This window comes from Psychrobium sp. 1_MG-2023, from assembly GCF_030689115.1.
Lineage (GTDB): Bacteria > Pseudomonadota > Gammaproteobacteria > Enterobacterales > Psychrobiaceae > Psychrobium.
In genome coordinates, this window is sequence record NZ_JAUYVJ010000011.1 from 47291 (window position 1) to 69044 (window position 21754).

The window sequence follows — 21754 nt, forward strand, 5'->3', positions numbered from 1 at the left end:
ACGTTTTAGTAGCTTAGTCATACGATTAATAAGATTGCGTATTTAAGGCCCCCTAAGCTAGCTGAGCCCGTTTCATATTCGAAGTTTAAGGGTATTAATATGAACATAAAACAAAAGATGCTGCTGGGCGCTGCGCTACTTGTCGCCATTCCAGTAATCATCTCTTCAAGCATTATTGGGTATACATCTTCCACCAACGCATACAGCGCCTTAGAAGAATCAAGTAAATCGCGTTTAGTAGCTGTCAAAAACATCACTAAACGTCGTATTGAAGATTACATCTCAAACATCGAGAAACAAATAAAGACTCTCGCTCATGATCCAATGGCTGTCGATGCAATGAAACAATTTAGCCGAGCCTATAGGGACTACAGTCAACAGTCAATGACACCCGTTAATCAAGCAAAAAGTGAATTAGCTCAATATTATAAGCTAAAGTTTAATCCGGTTTATCAAAAAACCAATAATGGTCGCTCCGCCGATATTGACCGTTGGCTCAATAACCTATCGAATGACTCAATCTTACTACAGCATAAACTTATCACTGCAAACCCAAACCCTCTCGGCGAAAAGCATAAACTAACGAGCCTTGGGGATAGCTCAAGCTACGACAATGCCCATCAGCTCTATCACCCGCCACTACGTGAATACCTTGAAACGTTTGATTACTACGATATCTTTTTAGTCGACATAGAGACGGACAATGTTGTTTACTCTGTGTTCAAGGAGCTAGATTTTGCGACATCGTTAACTCAAGGTAGTTTTAATAACTCAGGTATAGCTAAAGCCTATATTCGCGCTAAAAATTCTTCTGACGTTACGGCTTCAATTATGGAAGATTTTTCAAGCTATGCCCCTTCTTATCAAGCACCTGCTGCTTTCGTAGCGACCCCAATTATTGACCATGGTAAAAAGATTGGCGTCCTAATATTCCAGTTTCCAATCAGTCAAATAAACCGGATTATGACTCATGATGCAAAATGGAAATCTGTAGGCCTTGGCGAATCAGGAGAAACCTACTTAGTCGGTGATGACTTAACTTTACGCTCACAAAGCCGCTTTTTAATCGAGGACAAAGCCGCTTACCTTAACGCCATTAAAAAAGCAGGAATGAACAGTGACATCATCAACTCAATCAACGATAAAGATACCGCAATTAGTCTACAGAAAGTGACGACAATTACGGCCCAAGACGCGATTGCAGGTGAAGAAGGCATAAAACTAGTCAACGATTACCGTAATGTAAGTGTTTTATCTGCTTATGCTCATATCGACATTAAAGGGCTCAATTGGGCAATTCTAGCTGAGATCGATGAAGCAGAAGCCTTTGCCAGTGCTCAAGAAATGAGTAAAGAGATTCAAACTTATGCCATTATCATCGGCATTGTACTTATCGCCGTGGGTTGTTTTGGCGGGTTGATTTTTGCTCGAACCATTAGCCAGCCAATAGCGTACCTCAATGAAAGCATTAATCGAGTAGAAGCAAATTCCGACCTCACCTACCGACTTACTATCAATAGTAACGATGAGATAGGCCAAGCATCAGCAGCATTAAACTCAATGCTTGAAAAATTTCATCAAAGTATTTCTGATGTTGCACAAAGCGCAGGTCGAATAGCCACAGCTTCTGAGCAAACGTCCGTTATCACAGAACAGAACAGCAGAAACCTTGATGAGCAACAAAGCCAAACCACACAGGTAGCTACAGCGATGGAACAGATGACTATTACTGTAGAGTCCGTTGCAGAAAACCTTAATGAGACGGTTGAAGCTGTAAACTCCGCAGACTCACTAAGCCGTCAAGGTCACGGTACCATGCAAGAAACTATCACCTCGGTTGAACAGCTAGTCACTCAAATTCAACAAGCATCACAGGTCATTCAAGAGTTTGAAGAACACAGTAATGAAATTGTCACTGTGCTTGATGTAATAAAAGGTGTTGCGGAGCAAACAAACCTATTAGCACTCAATGCCGCAATTGAGGCAGCTCGAGCTGGGGAACAAGGTCGTGGTTTTGCTGTTGTTGCAGACGAAGTTCGAGGTTTAGCAGGCCGAACGCAAACTTCCACTAGCGAAATTAATGATGTGATCTTAAAGCTAAAACAGAGCTCAGAGCTTGCAGTTCAATCAATGGAAAGAAGTCAAAGTGTCACCGACTCGGTCGCCGCACAAGCAACTATTGCCGAACAATCATTTGCCGATGTCGCAGCAGCAGTTGCCGCAATTGCGCAAATGAATACTCAAATAGCCAGTGCTGTGGACCAACAACGTGCAACCTCTGTCGATATTAATAAAAACATAAATAGCATTTCGACTATTACAGACCAAAGTGCAACAGGCTCTTCTCAAACAGCCCAAGCTGCCCAAGAATTAGCAACGCTGGCTGTGACATTACGAAATTTAGTCAATGAGTTTAAAATTTAATGAGGTTTAAGCAACTTAGCGCTAATCAAGGTATTTCGAGGAGTGACTTCAGTGGGGCAAAAAAGACTTAACTTAGCCTCGTAACCTTGTTGCTGTAAAAACAGAACGCGGTCTAATAACAACCACCGTTCCAATAGCTGGCGAAAGCCATGAGTGACCAGTTCTATTTTGGTATTTAACGCTCGGCGCTCCCAGCCTGCTTGCTCTAAAGTATTAAAGTCAACCTCGTCCTTATCAAGAGCCAAGCCTTTTTTGTCACATGCCCACTGACAAAATACCTCAAAAGACCCTGTCAGCATTGATTGTTTAATGGACGGCAATGGTAAATAGCTTTCCACTTGCCGTAACCGGCGTTGAAGCAGATCAAAAGCGAGGCGCCACGCTACCTCGACGCGACGATGGTGCTTCTCTCTTGTTGTTGCCACCACGGTCTGCTGCATCGATAGATTTAAGTCGCGAATGCTCAAACGCAACGAACTTTGTTGGGCTAGAGTAGATAATGGTTGGTAGACTTGGTGCTGTATCAAATGATAACAACAAGGCACAACAGATAAGTGCTCTACTCGCTTCTTTGACGCTCGCTGCAGTAAACTACTGTGCAAATCACCACAGGCATGTAAAGCTATTGCATGTTGTTTTGGCATTAAATATTGAGTAACGTCTTCGGAAAAGACATCACTTTGATAGAATTGTTGTTCTACATTATGTTTTTTAGAGAGCTCAGCCCCGTGTTGGCACAGAGATTGTTGCCACTCAAGACTTGTCACTTGCCGTTGCTGGGTAAAACCAATTAATCGCCCTAAATGGCCTTTGCCGGCACACCACTCTAAAACAGGCAATTTATCGGAATTTAATAAAGAAGAAAATTTTTCTATTTGTTGCCACTTACGCCCTTTGATTCCCGCTTTTAACCACGGAGGAACATTAACCTCAGGCTGCTGCTCCAAAGAGAGCGGAGCTAAAATATCCAGCTCATAGTCGAGGTAGCGGCTAAGAGCGGAACGTAATGCCAAATCATCGGCATCTAAGGCTTCTAACTCTTGGCTAGATAATGAATTAACAAAATCCACTAGCTCAGAATTATCAGCCCAAGGAAAGCTTAAATGCTCAAACGGCAGGAGCTGCCAATAATGTTTAGTTTGCTGTAACAGCGTATCTATTTGTACAAACTGCTGGCTAAAACTATTCGTCGATGCCATCTTCATTGAGCTCAGTTGAGTCGACAAGTTCTTCATCTTGCTGTAGCCATTTGTTCATTACAGCAATTGCTTCCGACTTACCTATAACCTTTAATGATGAAAACGCTTGAATCGTAATATCTCCACCGTAAGCCTCACAATCTTTACGTGCTTTCAAAACTGCCGCTTTACGCGCACCAGACTTTAATTTATCACACTTCGTTAATAAGCCTAAAACGGGCAAGTCACTTTCGACAGCCCAGCGTATCATATTGACATCTAAGTCTTTTAATGGATGGCGGATATCCATCATAATAACCAAACCACGTAAACAGTCACGGCTTTGTAAATACTCACTTAACGACTTTTGCCATTTAAGCTTCATGTCTAATGGAACTTTCGCAAAACCATACCCTGGTAAGTCAATTAGTCTACGTTGAGGATCGAGAGAAAAGATGTTAATCAGCTGAGTACGACCAGGCGTTTTACTGGTTCGAGCTAAGTTTTTTTGACGGGTGATTGTGTTTAAAGCACTTGACTTACCTGCATTTGAGCGGCCTGCAAAAGCTATTTCATAACCTAGATCCGCAGGCATGTGCATATGTGAAATATTAGGGGCACTTGTTAAGAAAGTAGCCGCTTCAAAGTTAATTTTTAGGTCAGACACGTTTTTTGCTCCAAAACTTAAGTCAATCAGCCATTGATCTGATTACTTTTTATTTTTTTCATGTAGAATATGGCGAAATATAAGTAGAAGTTTAACATGCCTCGTAAGCATGTGAGTAATAGCAATCACAATAAATCCGTAAAAAGTTGAGACGCCATGAAAAAAGTAGCAATAGCATTAACACTTTTAGCAAGTTTGGTTGGTACTGCCAATGCAGCTGGCAATGCCGAAGCTGGTAAACAAAAAGCAGGTGCCTGTGTCGCATGTCATGGTGCAGATGGTAACGCACCCGTAGCAATGTACCCAAAACTTGCTGGTCAACATGCTGATTATATCGTAAAACAATTAGCTGATTTCAAATCAGGGGCTCGTAAAGACCCTATTATGATGGGAATGGCTATGGCTTTATCTGAGCAAGATATGGCTGATATCGCAGCGTTCTATCAATCACAACAAGTTACTGAAGGAACAACTCCAGAAAATGTTGTTCAAGTCGCCAAAAACCTATTCTTAGGTGGTGATATGGAACGTAATATCGCAGCATGTATCGCTTGTCACGGCCCTCGTGGTAATGGTAGTGGTTTGGCTAAATTCCCTAAGATTTCAAGCCAAAACGAAGCATACACTATCGCTCAACTTAAAAAGTTCCGTAGCGGTGAGCGTGCAAACGACCCTCAAGGTATGATGGGTGATACGACTAAGCACTTAACTGATAGTGAAATTGAAGCACTGGCGAAATACTTAGTTGGTCTACACTAGGCAACTTGTTAGCTAGCTTTAAAAAAGCTTAACCTGCGGGTTAGGCTTTTTTTATGCCTCATTTTCCCTTCTATAAATGATTCTTATAAGTCACGAACCCTCCACGCCCAATATCGTATTTAAAACATAAATAGGCTACTTGGCAGCATATTCATTCAAGTGGACCTTGTAATAATGCGATGTGTCAACGCACACCAACAAATCAAACGTGATGCCAACTCTATTAATTAAGTGATCTATTTTGTAACGAGGATAAACGGATTAAAGCTCAGACTTGACGCTCCAAACAGAACCTAGGTACCGACATCCATCTCTGCAAGGCATTCATTAGCGTATGTAGTTATTCTACATAGACAAGAAATAACGTAACTACCATTTGTTTAGGCCCTGCAAAATGATCAGGTTATTAGTGGAGTATGGTATAAGAGATCTTGCTGCCTATTGATATCAAATTAATGTAATAAGGTAACGCACTATACCCCTGTATTACACAAACAAAAAAGCAGATAAAACGCTGAATTGAAACGCAAGTTTAGAACATTTGTATTGCCCAGTCCCCTATTGAATATTCACTCTCTTTGCATATTTTTTCATTAAAGCAGCAATAACGATTTGCAATAAAACAGTTTCAACAAAAGATAAACGCCATCACGACAATGAGAAACAAACCATTAAACCTGTAAGACATAAGCCATTACGTAAACGTAAGCTTAGGCTTTACTGCCATTTTAACAACAACTTAACAAAACCATAAAAAACGCATGGTAAAAAAAATAGTAAATAATACTTGTGAATAATATTAGCCCCAGTAAAGTATCCCCCAAGTTGAACGCACACAACAAAACGTAATTTAAATTACATAATAATAAGTGTTTGACTACAGCTGAGGTAAATCAGCTTTTTAGAATAAGAATATTATCGGTACTTTGTACCTTGTACTTAAATTGATTTAGATTGAGTACCTTTTACATGTTAGGTTTAGCATGTCCAGATAGTTTTTGACTTGCTGGTAAAATAATAAAAAAGCCTTTGGCTCAGGGCCTTGCCCATTTGTTGCCTTACTGTAAGGAAACAGCTTACTGTGTAAGCAAGCTAATTATTGATGTTGTTGTCTGATTACCCTTTTTAATCAGCCGTATCATAAAGCTAAATAATAACAATTAGACTTAACGCACCTCACTATCATGGAAGATGGAACAAAAATAGGAATGTGCAACTAAGGAATAACCCTTTCTTTTATCTTTGAAGGAGAGCTCAAATATAAAAGTAGTGTCTATATTCACGTAAGCGGCCGAGTTTTACTTAGCCGCTTTTTTTATTTGCGCTTTTAGTGCACATTTTTTACCCTTTCTGCTGAAACCCTCCTTTAAATCTGGTATAAAGCGCACTAGATAAACTTTATGCAAGCTCGCTATGACACGTAAGAAAAAAACCCGTACTGAAAAATCTATTGGTGCTGCTAAAAAGCCGCTTTTAAAGCAAGCAGAACGAATGAAGCCAAATACCAAGAAAAAAGGTAAAGGCCGCCCATCGGGTGCCAAGGCTAATATTGATGGTGCAGCCAAAAACAGCAAACGCACTCACACTAAATCAAATGAGCCTGCGGATAACCGTGTTGGTAGTAAAAAAGCGATAGCACTAGTTGTTGAGCAACCAAGTAAGCAATTACAACCGCGCGCTTCTGTTAAGAAGCATCAACCGCAATCGCAGCTTTCATTAACTCAGCAGCTCGAAAAATTAGAAAACGATGAGCGCCTGAATCGTTTACTCGATCTACTTGATACCGACGCAGAAATATCAGCAAAGGATCAAGCTTATCTTGAACATCAAACGGCTCGACACCAAAAGCTGTTAATCGAGCTTGGTATTGTTGCCGATGAAGACGAGGATGAAGCAGCAGATGACCATGAAGCACTTGAGCCGTGGGAACAATTAGACAGCTCTGAATTTGATGGATTTAAAGACTAATGGATAGCACCATAATTGTTTTGCTGGTGATCGGCAGCTTAATTATTGCCGGTCTAGCTTTCTATGCTGGCAAGTTATTAGCTAAGCTAAAAAGCCAGCAAACAGAAATAGCTGTTAAACAACAGCAACACCAACAAAAAATCAAAGCGCATAACGACAAACTTGTTGACAGTATTCAATTAATTGCAAAAGCAGTTATTGAACAACAATGTGAGCTATCAGAGGCAGCTATTCGTATCTGTCGTCTACTCGAAAAGGTTTACCTTGAACATGATGCTCATTACCCAACGACTTTTCCCGCATTACATGAATTAGATAGCTTATTAGCCGACTACCCTACTCATGCCGGTTACAAAGAGCTAAAGCGCCAAGAACGTATGCGCTTTGATGTAAAACGTGCCCAATGGGAAGAACGCTTAAAAGGGGCTATCGAAGCTGAGTGTGAACAACTTAGAGCCTTTACTCCTTAACTTTTATGCAGCTTTCAGGTTAGGAACACAGCATAGCGGCTAACGTTACTGTGTTTCCTACCCACCTTCTCCCTTTTCAGCCTCATCTATTATACCTTTGCCTATATTGGCCAATCAGCTATTGCTAAACACTCCTTGCTTAAGTTAACGTGAAGCTTCAGCCCACGCTGAGGACAACTAAGGAAGAGATAGAGATGTATTACCAAACTGACGACGTTAACATAGATCAAATTAAAGAATTACTACCACCAGTTGCTTTATTAGAGCGATTTCCATTGAGCCAAGTGGCATCAAAAACTGTATTTGACGCGCGTCAGGCAACTCATAACATTTTAAGCGGTAAAGATGACCGATTATTAGTGGTTATTGGCCCATGTTCCATCCATGACCCTAAAGCAGCTTTAGAGTATGCCAATCGTTTAGCAACCCTTCGCGATGAGTTAAAAGCGGATCTTGAAATCGTAATGCGTGTCTATTTCGAAAAGCCTCGTACGACCGTTGGCTGGAAAGGAATGATCAATGACCCTTATATGGATAATAGCTGTAAGCTCAATGATGGCTTACGAATGGCTCGCGAACTATTACTGAATGTAAATGAATTAGGGTTACCAACTGCTGGTGAGTTTTTAGATATGATCACACCACAATATTACGGTGATCTGATGAGCTGGGGTGCAATCGGCGCACGAACAACAGAATCACAGGTCCACCGAGAACTAGCTTCAGGCATGTCATGCCCTGTTGGTTTTAAAAATGGTACTGACGGTACGATTAAAGTTGCCATTGACGCTGTTGGTGCCGCCAGTGCACCACACAACTTCTTATCAGTCACTAAATATGGTCACTCAGCAATCGTTCAAACCGCAGGTAATGAAGACTGTCATGTCATTCTGCGTGGCGGAAAAGAGCCCAATTACTCAAGCAGTCATGTAAAAAGCGTGAATGAGCAGCTAACCGCAGCAAAACTGCCAAATAACATCATGATTGACTTTAGCCATGCCAATAGTTCAAAGCAGTTTAAGCGTCAATTGGACGTTGCTACTGACGTCAGTGCACAAATGAGTGCCGGTGATAAATCTATCTTTGGTGTAATGATTGAGAGCCACTTAGTTGAAGGCCGTCAAGATATCATCGATGGTAGCGCTGCAGTTTACGGACAAAGTGTTACTGATGCATGTATCGGATGGAGTGATACCGAGCAAGTGTTGCGTCAACTAGCAGCTGCGGTACAGGCAAGACGCAAGGCCTAACCAAACCCTTTGTGATGACTCAACTTAGTGGGTCATCACAAACAAACCCTTCCGCGTCCGTGGAACTGTGGTAAAATTCATCCTCTTTTACCAGCAAGCTAAAAACCATGTCACAACAAAACGAATCATCAGGTATCCGAGTTAATAAGTTTCTCAGTGAGGTAGGCTACTGCTCACGCCGCGAAGCGGATAAGTTTATTGACTTAGGGATAATCACAATTAATGGTGAAAAAGTGGTGATGGGCATGAAAGTTCAGCCCGGTGATGAAGTTCGGGTTAGCGGCAAGCTAGTTGGCTCAAAAGCCAAGCCGGTGTATTTAGCACTAAATAAACCGCAAGGCATCACCTGTACCACCGATCAGCACATTGATGGCAACATTGTCGATTTTGTTAACTTTCCAGAACGAATATTTCCAATAGGCCGCTTAGATAAGCCTTCTGAAGGGCTTATTTTATTAACTAATGATGGTGACATCGTTAATAAAATCTTACGTGCTGGTAACAACCACGAAAAAGAATATGTAGTCACTGTCGATAAAGCTATCGATAGCCGCTTTATTGCCGGAATGAGTAATGGTGTGCCCATTCTCGATACAGTCACCAATAAATGTAAAGTCGAGCAAACAGGCCCACGTAGTTTTAATATAATTCTGACGCAAGGTCTTAACCGCCAAATTCGCCGCATGTGTGAACATTTTGGTTTTCGGGTGCGTAAGCTAAAGCGTATGCGAATCATGAATATTTCGGTGGATAATATCGCCACTGGCCAATGGCGTCACCTCACGAAATCTGAAATGCGTGAGTTGAATATGCTGATTGCCGATTCGAAGAAGACTGCCGAATGTAGTGATGCTAAACCTAAACAGGCTCAAGCGACAACTACTCCTTATAACGATAAGAGAAAGTCATTTTCAAAATCGCGCAGTGGCGATAAACGCCCACGCTCAGATAGCTTCAAAAAGCGTACTCCGAAGAAAGAGAAATACGCTTATACACCAAAAAAGAAAGATTAATCGCTATGGGTTTTACAGCAATAACGAACAGGCAAGACTAATAAAGATAACGCCACTAATGCGGTCTAACCAAAGCTGAGCACTGGGGTGGTGCCTGAAGTAGCCCGCAATTTTATCGCCAAAGTGAACATAACTTAAGTCAATTGGCAGTGCAAATATAGGGTAAAGCAAACCAAAAATCGCCATTTGTACCATACTTGGCGTATCCAAAGATGGGTCAACGAATTGCGGAATAAACGCAATAAAGAATAATGCGACTTTCGGGTTCAGCACTTCAGTTAATAACGCTTGTGAAAAGACACTTTTTGACTTTTTATCAACCGTCACCGTGTCTGAATCAACGGTCTGCGTAAAGCTGTCCTTAATAGCCATCACACCAAGATAAACAAGATAGGCCGCCCCTAGATATAATACGGCTTGATAAGCTTGTGGCGAGGTCTTGAGTATCGCCGATAACCCTAGTACTGCGAAGATGGTATGAATAACGCCAGCAGTAGCAAAGCCTGCAGCACTGGCGATGCCCGCACTTTTCCCTTTAGCAAAAGTCTGAGCCATCAAAAACGCATTGGAAGGCCCCGGACTCACCGCCAAGATAATACTAATAGTAAAAAATGAAATCAGCGATTCAATACTAATCATTGCTTATGACGCTCTTGTTCCACCATCAACTTCTTCACCATTAATCGATAAGGCAATAGCTTCTGCAACCTTTATCCCATCAATCGCCGCAGACAGAATACCTCCGGCATAACCCGCACCTTCACCAGCAGGGAATAACCCTTGCGTGTTCAAGCTTTGGAAGGTGTTATCACGCTTAATACAAACCGGTGAAGAGGTACGTGTTTCAACGGCAGTTAGGGTTGCATCATCCATAGCAAAACCATGGATTTTCCGATTAAACGCAGGAATTGCTTCACGCAATGCTTCATTACAATACTCAGGTAGTAATCCAGTTAAATCAGTTAATTTAACCCCAGGCTTATATGAAGGTTCAACCTCACCAACAGCCTCAGTGCTTTTTCCTTTCAGGAAATCACCCACTAATTGCATCGGCGCCTCATAAGTTTCACCACCTAACTTATAAGCAGCACTTTCAAGCTGACGCTGGAAATCGATACCTGCCAGAGGGCTGCCAGGGTAATCAGACGGGTCAATACCAACAACAATGGCGCTATTGGCATTCATTTCATTACGCGAATACTGACTCATGCCGTTAGTTACCACACGATTCTCTTCTGAGGTCGCCGCCACAACAGTGCCACCAGGGCACATACAGAAGCTGTACACCGAACGTCCATTTTTACAGTGATGTACCAATTTATAATCTGCAGCCCCTAGAATAGGATGCCCCGCATTTTTACCGAACAATGCTTGGTCAATGAGAGATTGACGGTGCTCCACACGAAAACCAACAGAAAACGGCTTAGCTTCAATATAAACGCCCTTATCATGAATCATTTGGAAGGTATCACGAGCGCTGTGACCAACCGCTAATGCAACGTGTTTAGATTTTAATACTTCACCACAAGCAAGTGTTACACCTTGGATTTGACCATCTACAATATCTAAATCATCAACACGAGCACTAAAGCGGATTTCACCGCCTAATTCAATGATCTTTGCGCGCATCTTTTCAACCATAGTCACCAGTTTAAAAGTTCCAATATGCGGTTTACTCACATATAGAATCTCTTCTGGAGCACCAGCTTCAACAAACTCATTAAGCACTTTACGACCATAATGTTTCTTATCTTTTACTTGGCTATAAAGCTTACCGTCTGAGAAAGTCCCTGCACCACCTTCACCGTATTGCACGTTTGATTCAGTATTGAGGGTTTTCTTTCGCCAGAAACCAAAAGTATCTTTAGTACGCTCGCGCACTTCCTTACCACGGTCTAAGATGATTGGTCGGTAGCCCATTTGGGCTAACACTAACCCAGTAAAGATACCACAAGGACCAAAACCAATAACAATAGGTCGTTCACCTAAGTCTTGTGGTGCTTGCGCCACGAACTTGTAAGTCATATCAGGACTACGTTTAATCGACGAGTTTTTTTCGAACTGTTGTAGCAGCGACTCATCATCTGTCGTTTTCACATCAACAGTGTATAACAACACAATGTTACGCTTTTTACGTGCATCGATACCACGACGGAAGACTGTTGTTTCTAGCAATTGCTCACCACGAATTTTTAAAGTGAACATAATAAGATTGGTTAAATCTTCTTCGGTGTGATCTAACGCTAATTTAAGGTTTGATAGACGAATCATGGTGGCTTCCAAAGTAACTAATATCGATAGCAAGACGAGTAGCTTGCTCAAGTATCTGAGTCAATTTTGCTATAGTAAAACGAGATGGCGCTATTGTACGTTATTTTATCGGCAACCGTGATCAAATTGCAGGGTCTAGTTGGCAGATTTTTAATTATTCACGGAAGGGAATTGAAATAACGGCCACACAAGGTATGATCGCGCTCCTTAATCAATCGAATGAAATGAGTTCAACTGACTCATTCACAGCGGAGGCACTTATGGCATTTGTCGTTACAGATAACTGTATTCAATGTAAATATACTGACTGCGTTGCTGTTTGTCCTGCTGACGCCTTTCATGAAGGACCAAACTTTCTGGCGATCAATCCGGTTGACTGCATAGACTGTGAATTATGTGTTCCAGAGTGCCCTGCTAATGCCATCTTTCAAGAAGACGAATTACCTGCCGACCAGCAACAATACCTAGAGCTTAATGCAGAGCTGTCTGAAGTATGGCCTAAAATCACCGAAGTGATTGCGCCTTTAGAAGACGCAGACCAACATAATGGCACACCAAATAAGATCGAAAAACTTATTATCGAATAGCTTTCTAGCCTCCTTTGGCTAACAAAAGTTAATAATAAGCTCTAGTGCTTATCTTTAAAATTATTTGCAATATCAATAAATATTTCTTCGCAAGCAAGAAATGCTTCAACTACACGAGGGTCAAAGTGCTGACCATCACCTTTTAAAATAATCTCTTTTGCTTGCAGATGACTAAATGCAGGCTTGTAAACACGCTTACTTAATAATGCGTCATAAACATCAGCTAATGCCATTAGACGACCCGATAATGGAATATCGTCCCCACGCAAGCCATTCGGATAACCAGAACCGTCCCATTTCTCATGATGCGAAACTGCTATTTCTCGTGCATAACGTAAAAATGAATTAGATCCCATTTGTTGTTCCGCCACTTGCAAAGCATCTGACCCTAACTGAGCATGTGTTTTCATGATGGTAAACTCTTCATCAGTTAACTTACCCGGCTTCAATAAAATACTATCAACGATACCCACTTTACCGACGTCATGTAATGGTGCAGATTTATAGAGTAGGTCAATTACTTCATCATCGAGGTCAGCACTAAAGTCGGGGTGATGCTGTAAGTACTCTGCAAGCACTTTGACATAGCGTTGGGTTCTTAAAATGTGTGCTCCAGTTTCATTATCACGAGTTTCAGCCAATGAAGCTAACGCCAAAATTGACGCATCACGGGTAAGCTTTAACTCATCCTGCGAAGCTTGAAGTCCAGCAATCATTTGGTTGGTACCTTGAGCCATCAAGCCAAACTCATCAACGCTAACCACAGGTACTCGCTGGGTTAGATCGCCTTGCCCGACAGCTGACATCACTTGCGTTTGCTGTGAGAAATACAAGTTGAGGTTCTTAGTGTAAGAGAAGATGATTCGCACTGTATAAAGCAACATGGTAGTAATAATCACAGCAACTTCGAGTAAAATACTCATGCTAGCTTGTTTTTGTGTTAAACGAGAGCCCTCTCCATAGAGCCAATACAAGTCTTTATTAATTACTAGAAAAATCACCACACCCAGTGACACTAAAATAGTAATCGCCATCGCGCTAAATTTTTTAGCAAAGGATAATAAACCGCCATTAAGATTCAATTGCTGGTCATTAGCAATCAAATACTTAACCAGCTGTCGCTCACTGTTCAGTGCTAAATCACTGGCGACAAATAAACCTAATAACAAAATACCTATCAAACTTTTGCCACTGCTATGCCAGGGCGCATCATACGTTAAGATATTTGCGAGGGTAAAACCAACAGCCGCTAGTGCAAATAAAGCGATATCAAGATTAAATTGTTGACGAACCCGCGATTGAAACGGAGAATTATTAATGACTCTAGCAAAGAGCACTAATCGAATCGGGTAAACCAGTATTATTGGTAAGGCGAGGTGCAAGGGAGTCAATGACGCTAGTAAAGGACAAACTTGATAAGCATAAACAGCAAATAACAACGCAGCAATAGCATAATGAAGCAATGGAAAATACTGTGAATTGACCGTATTAAGAGACTCTCTATTGCTCAGTTGTTTTTCAATAGTAAGCGATTGTTGCGCTTGCATAGGCACTCCTTAGCGATTATCCAGTGAACTATTTATTTATAAATAGTAATCATTTCGTATTAAACTTTTTAGATTACTTCACTAGACCGACCTTAGTCTATTAATCTTTCCGAGATGGATATTTTTTTCAGATAAAAAAAAGGCTGTCGATGAGACAGCCCTTAATAGTAGTGCGTATGAGCAACGTTATTATTAACGTGCTGCGCGCTTACGTTCGTTTTCTTTCAGCAATTTCTTACGGATACGAATGCTTGCAGGTGTTACTTCTACTAACTCATCATCATCGATGAACTCAAGTGCTTGCTCAAGTGTATAGATGATTGGCGGCGTTAATACTTGCGCTTCATCAGTACCTGATGAACGAACGTTAGTTAACTGCTTACCTTTAAGTGCGTTAACTGTTAAGTCGTTATCACGGCTATGAATACCTAACACTTGGCCTTCATAAATTTCTTCAGCATGACTTGTGAATAAACGACCACGTTGTTGTAAGTTAAATAATGCGTAAGTTAATGCTTTACCCGTTGCATTAGAAATCAATACACCGTTAGAACGTTGACCGATGTCGCCGCCTTTATGCTCAGCATACTCTTCAAACGTATGGTATAGAAGACCAGAACCAGAAGTCATTGACATGAACTCTGTTTGGAAACCAATTAAACCACGAGAAGGCATATCGAAGTCGATACGTACACGGCCTTTTCCGTCAAGCTGCATGTCACACATTACCGCTTTACGTAAACCTAACTTCTCCATTACTGTACCTTGATGCTCTTCTTCAACATCAACAGTAACTTTTTCCATTGGCTCCATTAGTACGCCATCAACTTCTTTGATGATTACTTCTGGACGAGAGATTGCTAACTCGAAACCTTCACGACGCATTGTTTCAATTAAAACACCTAGATGAAGCTCACCACGACCCGATACACGGAACTTATCAGGATCATCACCCTCTTCAACACGTAAAGCTACGTTATGTACTAACTCTTGCTCTAAACGCTCGTGGATATTACGTGAAGTAACAAACTTACCTTCTTTACCAGCAAATGGAGAATTGTTTACTTGGAAAGTCATGGTTACTGTTGGTTCATCAACGCTTAGTGCTGGTAATGGCTCTACATTGTCTACCGCACAAATTGTGTCAGAGATTTTTAATTCGCCTAAACCGGTGATTGCAACGATGTTACCCGCATGCGCCTCATCAACTTCATCACGATCTAAACCTAAGTAACCTAGCACCGTACCGACTTTACCTTTACGCACAGAACCGTCAGCCATAGAGATAGATACTTGTTGGTTTGGCTTAACCACACCGCGTTTGATACGACCAACACCGATTACACCAACGTATGAGTTATAATCTAGCTGTGAGATTTGCATCTGGAAATCGCCATCTGAGTTAGCATCAGGAGATGATACATTCTCTAAGATAGCTTCAAATAATGGTTCCATGTTATCTGTTTGAACGTCAGCATCCATAGAAGCCCAACCGTTTAAAGCTGAAGCATAAACAACAGTAAAGTCTAACTGCTCATCTGTTGCACCAAGATTGTCAAATAAATCGAAGATTTGATCCATAACCCAATCAGGACGAGCGCCAGGGCGATCAATCTTATTAATTACAACGATTGGCTTAAGGCCTTGAGCAAATGCTTTTTGTGTTACGAAGCGTGTTTGAGGCATTGGACCATCAACAGCATCTACTAGTAATAGTACCGAATCAACCATCGACATAATACGTTCTACTTCACCACCGAAATCGGCGTGTCCAGGAGTATCTACGATGTTAATACGGTGGCCATCCCAGTTAATGGCAGTTGGTTTTGCCAAAATGGTAATGCCGCGCTCTTTTTCAAGATCGTTTGAATCCATTACACGCTCTTCAGCTTCGCCGCGTGATTCAACCGTACCAGATTGTGCTAGCAATTTGTCAACCAGAGTTGTTTTACCATGGTCAACGTGAGCAATGATTGCAACGTTACGCAACTTGCTGATATCAGTAATATTATTTGACATACTTTTCGCCTAAACGGGAATAACCAGCAACACGCTGTTATTCTAGGGTGAACACCAACAGCATTAAGCCCAATTAACTATCTAAATATTGATCAAAAATAACCTCTAAGTAATCACTACACATCATACTGAGCAATATGTGACCACAAGATTAAATACACCCTATTAAAATTGCTAATTATACCCTTTTGCTATTGGTACAAAAATTAGGCGGCAAATTCTACAGACTTGTAGCAGTAAAAGCTATCTATTTAGTCTTAGCGGATCGATGATTGTAGAAAAAATTAGCAATAGTTAGAGCCAAAGCACACAAGATTTACATCTTGGGGCATGAAATGATTCAAATGCACCAATTAGAGATACGCACCAAACTGGTGCGACACTAGGATCTATTTGGTGCATTGCATCGATTTAAAAAATAAACAGATTAAACATTAGCCATAGAATCAAACCCTTACATTAATGGCATGGTTCTGGCTTTACGTTAAACAATTAAAGTTTGTATTACCTAAATTTGAAGGAAACAAAGATGTCTATAGAGAATGTTCTAGAGTTAATTAAAGAGAATGACGTAAAGTTTGTTGATTTACGTTTTACTGACACTAAAGGTAAAGAGCAGCACATTAGTATCCCATCTCACCAAATCGACGAAGACTTCTTCGAAGATGGTAAAATGTTTGATGGTTCTTCAATCGCTGGTTGGAAATCAATCAACGATTCAGACATGGTAATGATGCCTGATCCTGCGACTGCTGTTTTATGTCCATTCACTGACATCCCTACTCTAAACATCCGTTGTGACATCTTAGAACCAGATACATTACAAGGTTACGACCGTGACCCACGTTCTGTTGCTAAGCGTGCTGAAGAGTACATGCGTAGCGCTGGTTTTGCTGATAACGTATTATTTGGTCCTGAGCCTGAGTTCTTCTTATTTGATAGCGTACGCTACAAAAATGAAATGAGCGGTGCATCTTACGAAATTGATGATAAAGAAGCATGTTGGAACTCAAACACTGAATATGAAGAAGGCAACACAGGTCACCGCCCAAGCGTAAAAGGTGGTTACTTCCCTGTATCTCCAGTAGATTCGGCTCAAGACATCCGTAGTGCAATGTGTCTACTAATGGATCAAATGGGCTTAGTTGTTGAAGCACATCACCATGAAGTGGCAACAGCAGGTCAAAATGAAATCGCATGTCGCTTCAACACAATCGTTGAAAAAGCTGATGAAATTCAAGTATACAAATATGTTGTACACAATGTTGCACACGAATTTGGTAAAACAGCAACCTTTATGCCTAAGCCATTAGTTGGTGATAACGGTTCTGGTATGCACTGTCACATGTCTTTAGCTAAAGACGGCGAAAACTTATTTGCTGGTGATAAGTACGGCGGCCTTTCTGAGATGGCTCTTTACTACATCGGCGGTATCATCAAGCATGCTCGTGCATTAAATGCATTCACTAATGCTTCAACGAACTCTTATAAGCGTCTTGTACCTGGATTCGAAGCTCCTGTAATGCTTGCTTACTCAGCTCGTAACCGCTCTGCTTCTATCCGTATTCCAGTGGTACCATCACCGAAAGCACGTCGTATCGAAGTTCGTTTCCCTGATCCAACGGCTAATCCATACCTAGCATTCTCTGCGTTATTAATGGCTGGCCTTGACGGTATCAAAAACAAGATCCACCCTGGCGATGCAATGGATAAAGATTTATACGATCTTCCAGCAGAAGAAGCAGCAGCAATCCCAACGGTTGCTGAGTCATTTGACCAAGCATTAACTGCACTAGAAAGTGATTACGAGTTCTTAACCGTTGGTGGTGTTTTCTCTAAAGAAGCTATCGAAGCTTACATCGATCTTAAGCGTGCTGAAGTTGACCGTGTAAACGCGGCAGTTCACCCACTTGAATTCGAAATGTACTACAGCGTTTAATTCATTGTAATATATACAAAAGCTCGCTTCGGCGGGCTTTTTTTTTGCTCTCACTTTTTATCTAAAAATCTTGGCGCTACTATTAGCTTTGTTATATTCTAATAAGATTGCATGGATGGAAGACAGGTAAACTTATGCTTAGATTATTAATCATATTGATGATAGCGATCACTTACGGCTCTCAAGCGGGGGTAGTGTATAAGAAGGTCATGCCCGACGGTTCTGTGAAATATTCCGATAAACCATTCCTTGGTTCTAAGCCAGTGTTAATCAAAGACAGAAGTACTCGTAATAATAAAAAACAAACCGTTTCACGATCGCTTTCAACGTCTAAAAGCTTAATCGATGATAAAGAGAAAACTAAATCCAAAGTTCGTCCTGCGATCACAATTAACTCACCAGCTCATGGTGATACCATACGTGACAACAACGGAAACTTCACCATTGTGGTGCAACCAACGATTGATAAAAAAGCCCAATATAAAATACAATTATTTTTAAATAATAAACCTCATGGAAAACCATCGCAATCTACTGTTTATAATATAAAAAATCATGATAGAGGCGAAGTAAAAATTAAAGCACAGCTCCAATCAAGTTCTGGCCAAATTCTTGCAACATCAAAAGAAGCTATCATTTATTTGCATCGTGTTTCGGTGATTAAGGCAAAATAACGCACTTTTCACTACCTCACTAAGCTATTGTTACGATAATAAGCTGAAGCAGTAAATAACGCTTTTTACTCGCACCACTTTGGTGCAAATGCTATTATGGACTTTTCCAGAACGGAGCAAATGAATGTCGACACTGCATAATGTGAGTATTTTAGAGAATATGGTCACTAGTATTATCATCGTCGACCAACAACTTAACATTTGCTATAACAACCCTGCCGCCGAACAGTTATTAAAGTTAAGTACTAAACGCATGGTCGGTAGCCACCTCACCAGTGTCTATCATCATTTAAGCTCCAGTAAACAACTCTTCGAGCAATCATTTAAAACGGAACAAGGCTTTACCGATAACCTTGCCACCTTAATCTGTTTAGATCTACGTAGCGTTACCGTTGATTTATGCGTCAGCCCGCTGTTGCAAGAGCAACCTTTTTTATTACTTGAAATACGTCAGGTCGATCAACAACAACGTATTTCCGCAGAAATGCAACAAATGACTCAACAGCAGTTAGCTAAAGATCTGGTCAAAGGCTTAGCTCACGAAATAAAAAACCCTTTAGGCGGTTTACGTGGCGCAGCACAACTACTTCATCGCCAGCTTAGCGATGACTCCAAAGAATATACCCAAATGATTATGGAGCAAGCCGATCGCCTTAATAATCTCGTTGAGCGTTTACTGGGCCCAAATAAGCACCATCAGCACAGTAAACACAACATTCATCAAGTATTAGAGAAAATAGTTCAGCTCGTTTCTTTTGAATTACCCGCAGGAATTCATATCGAGCGTGATTACGACCCAAGTATCCCCGATATTTCAATCGACCCAGAACAAATTCAACAAGCATTATTAAATATCATTCAAAATGCCATTCAAGCCTTGGCAAAACAAGGTGAAATAAAGATTATCACACGAGTTGCCAATCAATTAACCATCAATGGTAAACGCCACCGTTTAGCTATCGAAATAAAAATTCTTGATAATGGCCCTGGGATTCCCGACGAATTACGCCAGACTCTGTTTTATCCTATGGTTACAGGGCGAGCAGAAGGTACAGGTCTAGGGTTATCAATCGCACAAACGCTCATCCAGCAGCACCAAGGTCGTGTCGATTTCATATCTCGTCCAGGCTACACCGAATTCAATGTAACCATACCCGTTAACCATGAGAAGGAAATGTAATGGCAGAGCAAGTTTGGGTTTTAGATGACGATAGTTCAATTCGCTGGGTACTTGAAAAAGCACTCAGTAGTGCCAACATTACTGCCACTAGCTTTGCTGCAGCAGAAAGTTTATGGCAAGCATTATCACATGAACAACCAAGTGTTATCGTTTCTGACGTACGCATGCCTGAAACTGATGGTATGGAATTACTTCAACGGGTTCAGCAGCATTACCCTGACATTCCGGTCATCATTATTACCGCACACTCTGACTTAGATAGTGCAGTTAGCGCCTATCAAAGCGGTGCATTTGAGTACTTACCCAAGCCTTTTGATATCGATGATGCCATTAGTTTGATACAGCGTGCGATTGAGCATAGTAACGAGCAAAATAAACGCCGTAAAAAGTCTACTGTCACCACCTCTTCGGCACCTGAAATCATCGGTGAAGCACCGGCGATGCAAGAAGTATTTCGTGCTATCGGTCGTCTATCCTCTTCAAGCATCAGTGTGTTAATTAATGGGCAGTCAGGGACAGGTAAAGAACTTGTTGCCAAGGCATTACATAAACATAGCCCACGAAAAGAGCAGAACTTCATCGCCTTAAATATGGCAGCGATCCCTAAAGACTTAATCGAATCAGAACTATTCGGTCATGAAAAGGGCGCGTTTACCGGTGCAAATAGTGTACGTGAAGGGCGCTTTGAGCAAGCAAACGGTGGCACACTGTTCCTCGATGAAATAGGTGATATGCCTCTTGATGTACAAACTCGGTTGCTTCGAGTGCTTGCCGACGGTCAATTCTATCGAGTTGGTGGTCATCAACCTGTTTCGGTAGATGTTAGAATTATTGCTGCCACACACCAAAATTTAGAACAACTAGTGCAAGAAGGTGAATTTCGTGAAGATCTATTTCATCGTCTAAATGTCATTAGAATTCATATTCCTTGTCTAGCTGAACGTCGCGAAGATATCCCAACGCTGGCTAACCACTTTTTGTCGCTAGCGGCTAAAGAACTCAAGGTCGAGGCAAAAAAGGTGAGCAAAGATGCACAAGCGTACATGACCCAGCTAGATTGGCCAGGGAATGTTAGGCAACTAGAAAACACTTGCCGCTGGTTAACTGTGATGGCTTCAGGCCAAGAGATATTAATTAACGATTTACCACCAGAGCTTACCCAAGATAAGCCACAATTTAATGAAGTAAGCGATTGGCAGCAAGCATTAAAAAATTGGTGTATGGAACAACTCAATAGTGGAAATGAAGCTATACTTGAACAGGCAATGCCGGCCTTTGAACGCACTGTCATCGATTGCGCTTTAACCAATACCTCTGGCCATAAGCAGTTAGCTGCCAAAAAGTTAGGCTGGGGTAGAAACACACTAACCCGTAAACTTAAGGAGCTAAATATTCAATAACCATAAACTATGAATATTTAGCACGCTGGCCTTCAGCTAACTAAGGAACTGATGATGACCATTGAAGAATATTTACAAGATTCCTCTGTGATTAGAAAGAACCGCCTTGAGCAAATTATACACACTATAAAAACACTGTATCCAACGGCAAGGGAGTCTATGCGTCATAAAATGCCTACATTTGAATCAAGTGAAGGCTGGGTCGCTGTCGCCAACCAAAAACACTATATCTCGGTTTATACCTGCTCTGCACAACACATTGATGCCTTTAAGTTAAAACACCCAACCATTAAAACAGGCCGTGGTTGTATTAACTTTAAAGATAAAGACGAAATCCCTCTTAAAGACTTACAAATTATTATCAAAAGCGCGATGGAATTTCGACACACCTAAAAGGAGAGCCCCTTC

18 protein-coding genes are annotated in these 21754 nt (G+C 41.2%); 12 read left to right on the top strand and 6 right to left on the bottom strand.

The window, feature by feature from the left end; genetic code table 11:
- Nucleotides 1–99 precede the first annotated feature (99 nt).
- A complete protein-coding gene (locus Q8W26_RS07710; protein WP_101213348.1) occupies nt 100–2424 on the top strand; it encodes a methyl-accepting chemotaxis protein in 2325 nt (774 codons plus the stop codon).
- Here Q8W26_RS07710 and Q8W26_RS07715 read toward each other — a convergent pair.
- A complete protein-coding gene (locus tag Q8W26_RS07715) occupies nt 2421–3659 on the bottom strand; it encodes a methyltransferase (protein WP_101213349.1) in 1239 nt (412 codons plus the stop codon). The two genes, Q8W26_RS07710 and Q8W26_RS07715, sit on opposite strands and share 4 nt — an antisense overlap.
- Nucleotides 3607–4269 (bottom strand): ribosome biogenesis GTP-binding protein YihA/YsxC, encoded by a 663-nt coding sequence (gene yihA / locus Q8W26_RS07720; protein WP_101213350.1) that lies wholly within the window; start codon nt 4267–4269, stop codon nt 3607–3609. Before yihA ends, Q8W26_RS07715 begins: the two co-directional genes overlap by 53 nt.
- 156 nt (nt 4270–4425) lie before the next feature.
- On the opposite strand from yihA, the gene Q8W26_RS07725 reads away from it, so the two are divergent.
- The 5 genes from Q8W26_RS07725 (at nt 4426) to rluF (ending at nt 9729) form a co-directional block, all read left to right on the top strand.
- Nucleotides 4426–5028, top strand: coding sequence for a cytochrome c (locus tag Q8W26_RS07725; RefSeq protein WP_101213351.1), 603 nt, complete (start codon nt 4426–4428; stop codon nt 5026–5028).
- Between the two features lie 1413 nt (nt 5029–6441).
- Complete coding sequence (gene yihI, locus Q8W26_RS07730) at nt 6442–6996, top strand: Der GTPase-activating protein YihI (protein ID WP_101213352.1); 555 nt, start codon at nt 6442–6444, stop codon at nt 6994–6996.
- Nucleotides 6996–7466, top strand: a complete 471-nt coding sequence (locus tag Q8W26_RS07735; RefSeq protein ID WP_101213353.1) for a DUF2489 domain-containing protein — start codon at nt 6996–6998, stop codon at nt 7464–7466. Before yihI ends, Q8W26_RS07735 begins: the two co-directional genes overlap by 1 nt.
- Nucleotides 7467–7660: 194 nt before the next feature.
- Nucleotides 7661–8716 carry a 3-deoxy-7-phosphoheptulonate synthase AroG gene (gene aroG, locus Q8W26_RS07740; protein ID WP_101213354.1) on the top strand — a complete coding sequence of 352 codons (1056 nt, stop codon included), beginning with the start codon at nt 7661–7663 and terminating at the stop codon, nt 8714–8716.
- A gap of 107 nt (nt 8717–8823) precedes the next feature.
- Nucleotides 8824–9729 (top strand): 23S rRNA pseudouridine(2604) synthase RluF, encoded by a 906-nt coding sequence (rluF, locus tag Q8W26_RS07745; RefSeq protein WP_101213355.1) that lies wholly within the window; start codon nt 8824–8826, stop codon nt 9727–9729.
- 12 nt (nt 9730–9741) lie between these two features.
- On the opposite strand, the gene Q8W26_RS07750 is transcribed toward rluF, so the two are convergent.
- Both Q8W26_RS07750 and Q8W26_RS07755 read right to left on the bottom strand, forming a co-directional pair.
- Nucleotides 9742–10368, bottom strand: coding sequence for a LysE family translocator (locus tag Q8W26_RS07750; RefSeq protein WP_101213356.1), 627 nt, complete (start codon nt 10366–10368; stop codon nt 9742–9744).
- A 3-nt stretch (nt 10369–10371) separates the two neighbouring features.
- On the bottom strand, nt 10372–12000 hold the full coding sequence (locus Q8W26_RS07755; protein ID WP_101213357.1) for an NAD(P)/FAD-dependent oxidoreductase: 1629 nt from the start codon (nt 11998–12000) through the stop codon (nt 10372–10374).
- 260 nt (nt 12001–12260) lie between these two features.
- On the opposite strand from Q8W26_RS07755, the gene fdxA reads away from it, so the two are divergent.
- Nucleotides 12261–12587: a ferredoxin FdxA gene (gene fdxA, locus Q8W26_RS07760; protein ID WP_101213423.1), complete on the top strand. Its 327-nt coding sequence runs from the start codon at nt 12261–12263 to the stop codon at nt 12585–12587.
- A 41-nt stretch (nt 12588–12628) separates the two neighbouring features.
- On the opposite strand, the gene Q8W26_RS07765 is transcribed toward fdxA, so the two are convergent.
- Together Q8W26_RS07765 and typA are read right to left on the bottom strand one after the other, a co-directional pair.
- Nucleotides 12629–14134, bottom strand: coding sequence for an HD domain-containing phosphohydrolase (locus tag Q8W26_RS07765; protein ID WP_101213358.1), 1506 nt, complete (start codon nt 14132–14134; stop codon nt 12629–12631).
- Nucleotides 14135–14326: 192 nt separating this feature from the next.
- Nucleotides 14327–16153: a translational GTPase TypA gene (gene typA, locus Q8W26_RS07770; RefSeq protein ID WP_101213359.1), complete on the bottom strand. Its 1827-nt coding sequence runs from the start codon at nt 16151–16153 to the stop codon at nt 14327–14329.
- Nucleotides 16154–16682: 529 nt separating this feature from the next.
- Between typA and glnA the strand changes: the two genes are divergently transcribed.
- The 5 genes from glnA (at nt 16683) to Q8W26_RS07795 (ending at nt 21739) form a co-directional block, all read left to right on the top strand.
- On the top strand, nt 16683–18092 hold the full coding sequence (glnA, locus tag Q8W26_RS07775) for a glutamate--ammonia ligase (RefSeq protein WP_101213360.1): 1410 nt from the start codon (nt 16683–16685) through the stop codon (nt 18090–18092).
- 134 nt (nt 18093–18226) lie between these two features.
- Entirely contained in the window at nt 18227–18766 is a 540-nt protein-coding gene (locus tag Q8W26_RS07780; RefSeq protein WP_101213361.1) for a hypothetical protein, read from the top strand.
- Between the two features lie 133 nt (nt 18767–18899).
- Complete coding sequence (gene glnL, locus Q8W26_RS07785; RefSeq protein WP_305473020.1) at nt 18900–19946, top strand: nitrogen regulation protein NR(II); 1047 nt, start codon at nt 18900–18902, stop codon at nt 19944–19946.
- The gene (gene glnG, locus Q8W26_RS07790) at nt 19946–21346 is read left to right on the top strand and encodes a nitrogen regulation protein NR(I) (RefSeq protein WP_101213363.1); all 1401 of its coding nucleotides are present in this window, start codon (nt 19946–19948) and stop codon (nt 21344–21346) included. The genes glnL and glnG overlap by 1 nt, the downstream gene beginning before the upstream one ends.
- Before the next feature lie 51 nt (nt 21347–21397).
- Nucleotides 21398–21739: an iron chaperone gene (locus tag Q8W26_RS07795; RefSeq protein WP_305472984.1), complete on the top strand. Its 342-nt coding sequence runs from the start codon at nt 21398–21400 to the stop codon at nt 21737–21739.
- Nucleotides 21740–21754: the final 15 nt, after the last annotated feature.

Excerpts from the sequence above, each read along its gene's own strand:
- Q8W26_RS07780 (WP_101213361.1), top strand. The coding sequence starts at position 18,227 with ATGCTTAGATTATTAATCATATTGATGATAGCGATCACTTACGGCTCT.
- rluF (WP_101213355.1), top strand. The coding sequence starts at position 8,824 with ATGTCACAACAAAACGAATCATCAGGTATCCGAGTTAATAAGTTTCTC.
- glnG (WP_101213363.1), top strand. The coding sequence starts at position 19,946 with ATGGCAGAGCAAGTTTGGGTTTTAGATGACGATAGTTCAATTCGCTGG.
- Q8W26_RS07750 (WP_101213356.1), bottom strand. The coding sequence starts at position 10,368 with ATGATTAGTATTGAATCGCTGATTTCATTTTTTACTATTAGTATTATC.
- Q8W26_RS07735 (WP_101213353.1), top strand. The coding sequence starts at position 6,996 with ATGGATAGCACCATAATTGTTTTGCTGGTGATCGGCAGCTTAATTATT.
- yihI (WP_101213352.1), top strand. The coding sequence starts at position 6,442 with ATGACACGTAAGAAAAAAACCCGTACTGAAAAATCTATTGGTGCTGCT.
- Q8W26_RS07755 (WP_101213357.1), bottom strand. The coding sequence starts at position 12,000 with ATGATTCGTCTATCAAACCTTAAATTAGCGTTAGATCACACCGAAGAA.
- Q8W26_RS07710 (WP_101213348.1), top strand. The coding sequence starts at position 100 with ATGAACATAAAACAAAAGATGCTGCTGGGCGCTGCGCTACTTGTCGCC.
- fdxA (WP_101213423.1), top strand. The coding sequence starts at position 12,261 with ATGGCATTTGTCGTTACAGATAACTGTATTCAATGTAAATATACTGAC.
- Q8W26_RS07725 (WP_101213351.1), top strand. The coding sequence starts at position 4,426 with ATGAAAAAAGTAGCAATAGCATTAACACTTTTAGCAAGTTTGGTTGGT.
- Q8W26_RS07715 (WP_101213349.1), bottom strand. The coding sequence starts at position 3,659 with ATGAAGAACTTGTCGACTCAACTGAGCTCAATGAAGATGGCATCGACG.
- glnA (WP_101213360.1), top strand. The coding sequence starts at position 16,683 with ATGTCTATAGAGAATGTTCTAGAGTTAATTAAAGAGAATGACGTAAAG.
- typA (WP_101213359.1), bottom strand. The coding sequence starts at position 16,153 with ATGTCAAATAATATTACTGATATCAGCAAGTTGCGTAACGTTGCAATC.
- Q8W26_RS07765 (WP_101213358.1), bottom strand. The coding sequence starts at position 14,134 with ATGCAAGCGCAACAATCGCTTACTATTGAAAAACAACTGAGCAATAGA.
- aroG (WP_101213354.1), top strand. The coding sequence starts at position 7,661 with ATGTATTACCAAACTGACGACGTTAACATAGATCAAATTAAAGAATTA.
- Q8W26_RS07795 (WP_305472984.1), top strand. The coding sequence starts at position 21,398 with ATGATGACCATTGAAGAATATTTACAAGATTCCTCTGTGATTAGAAAG.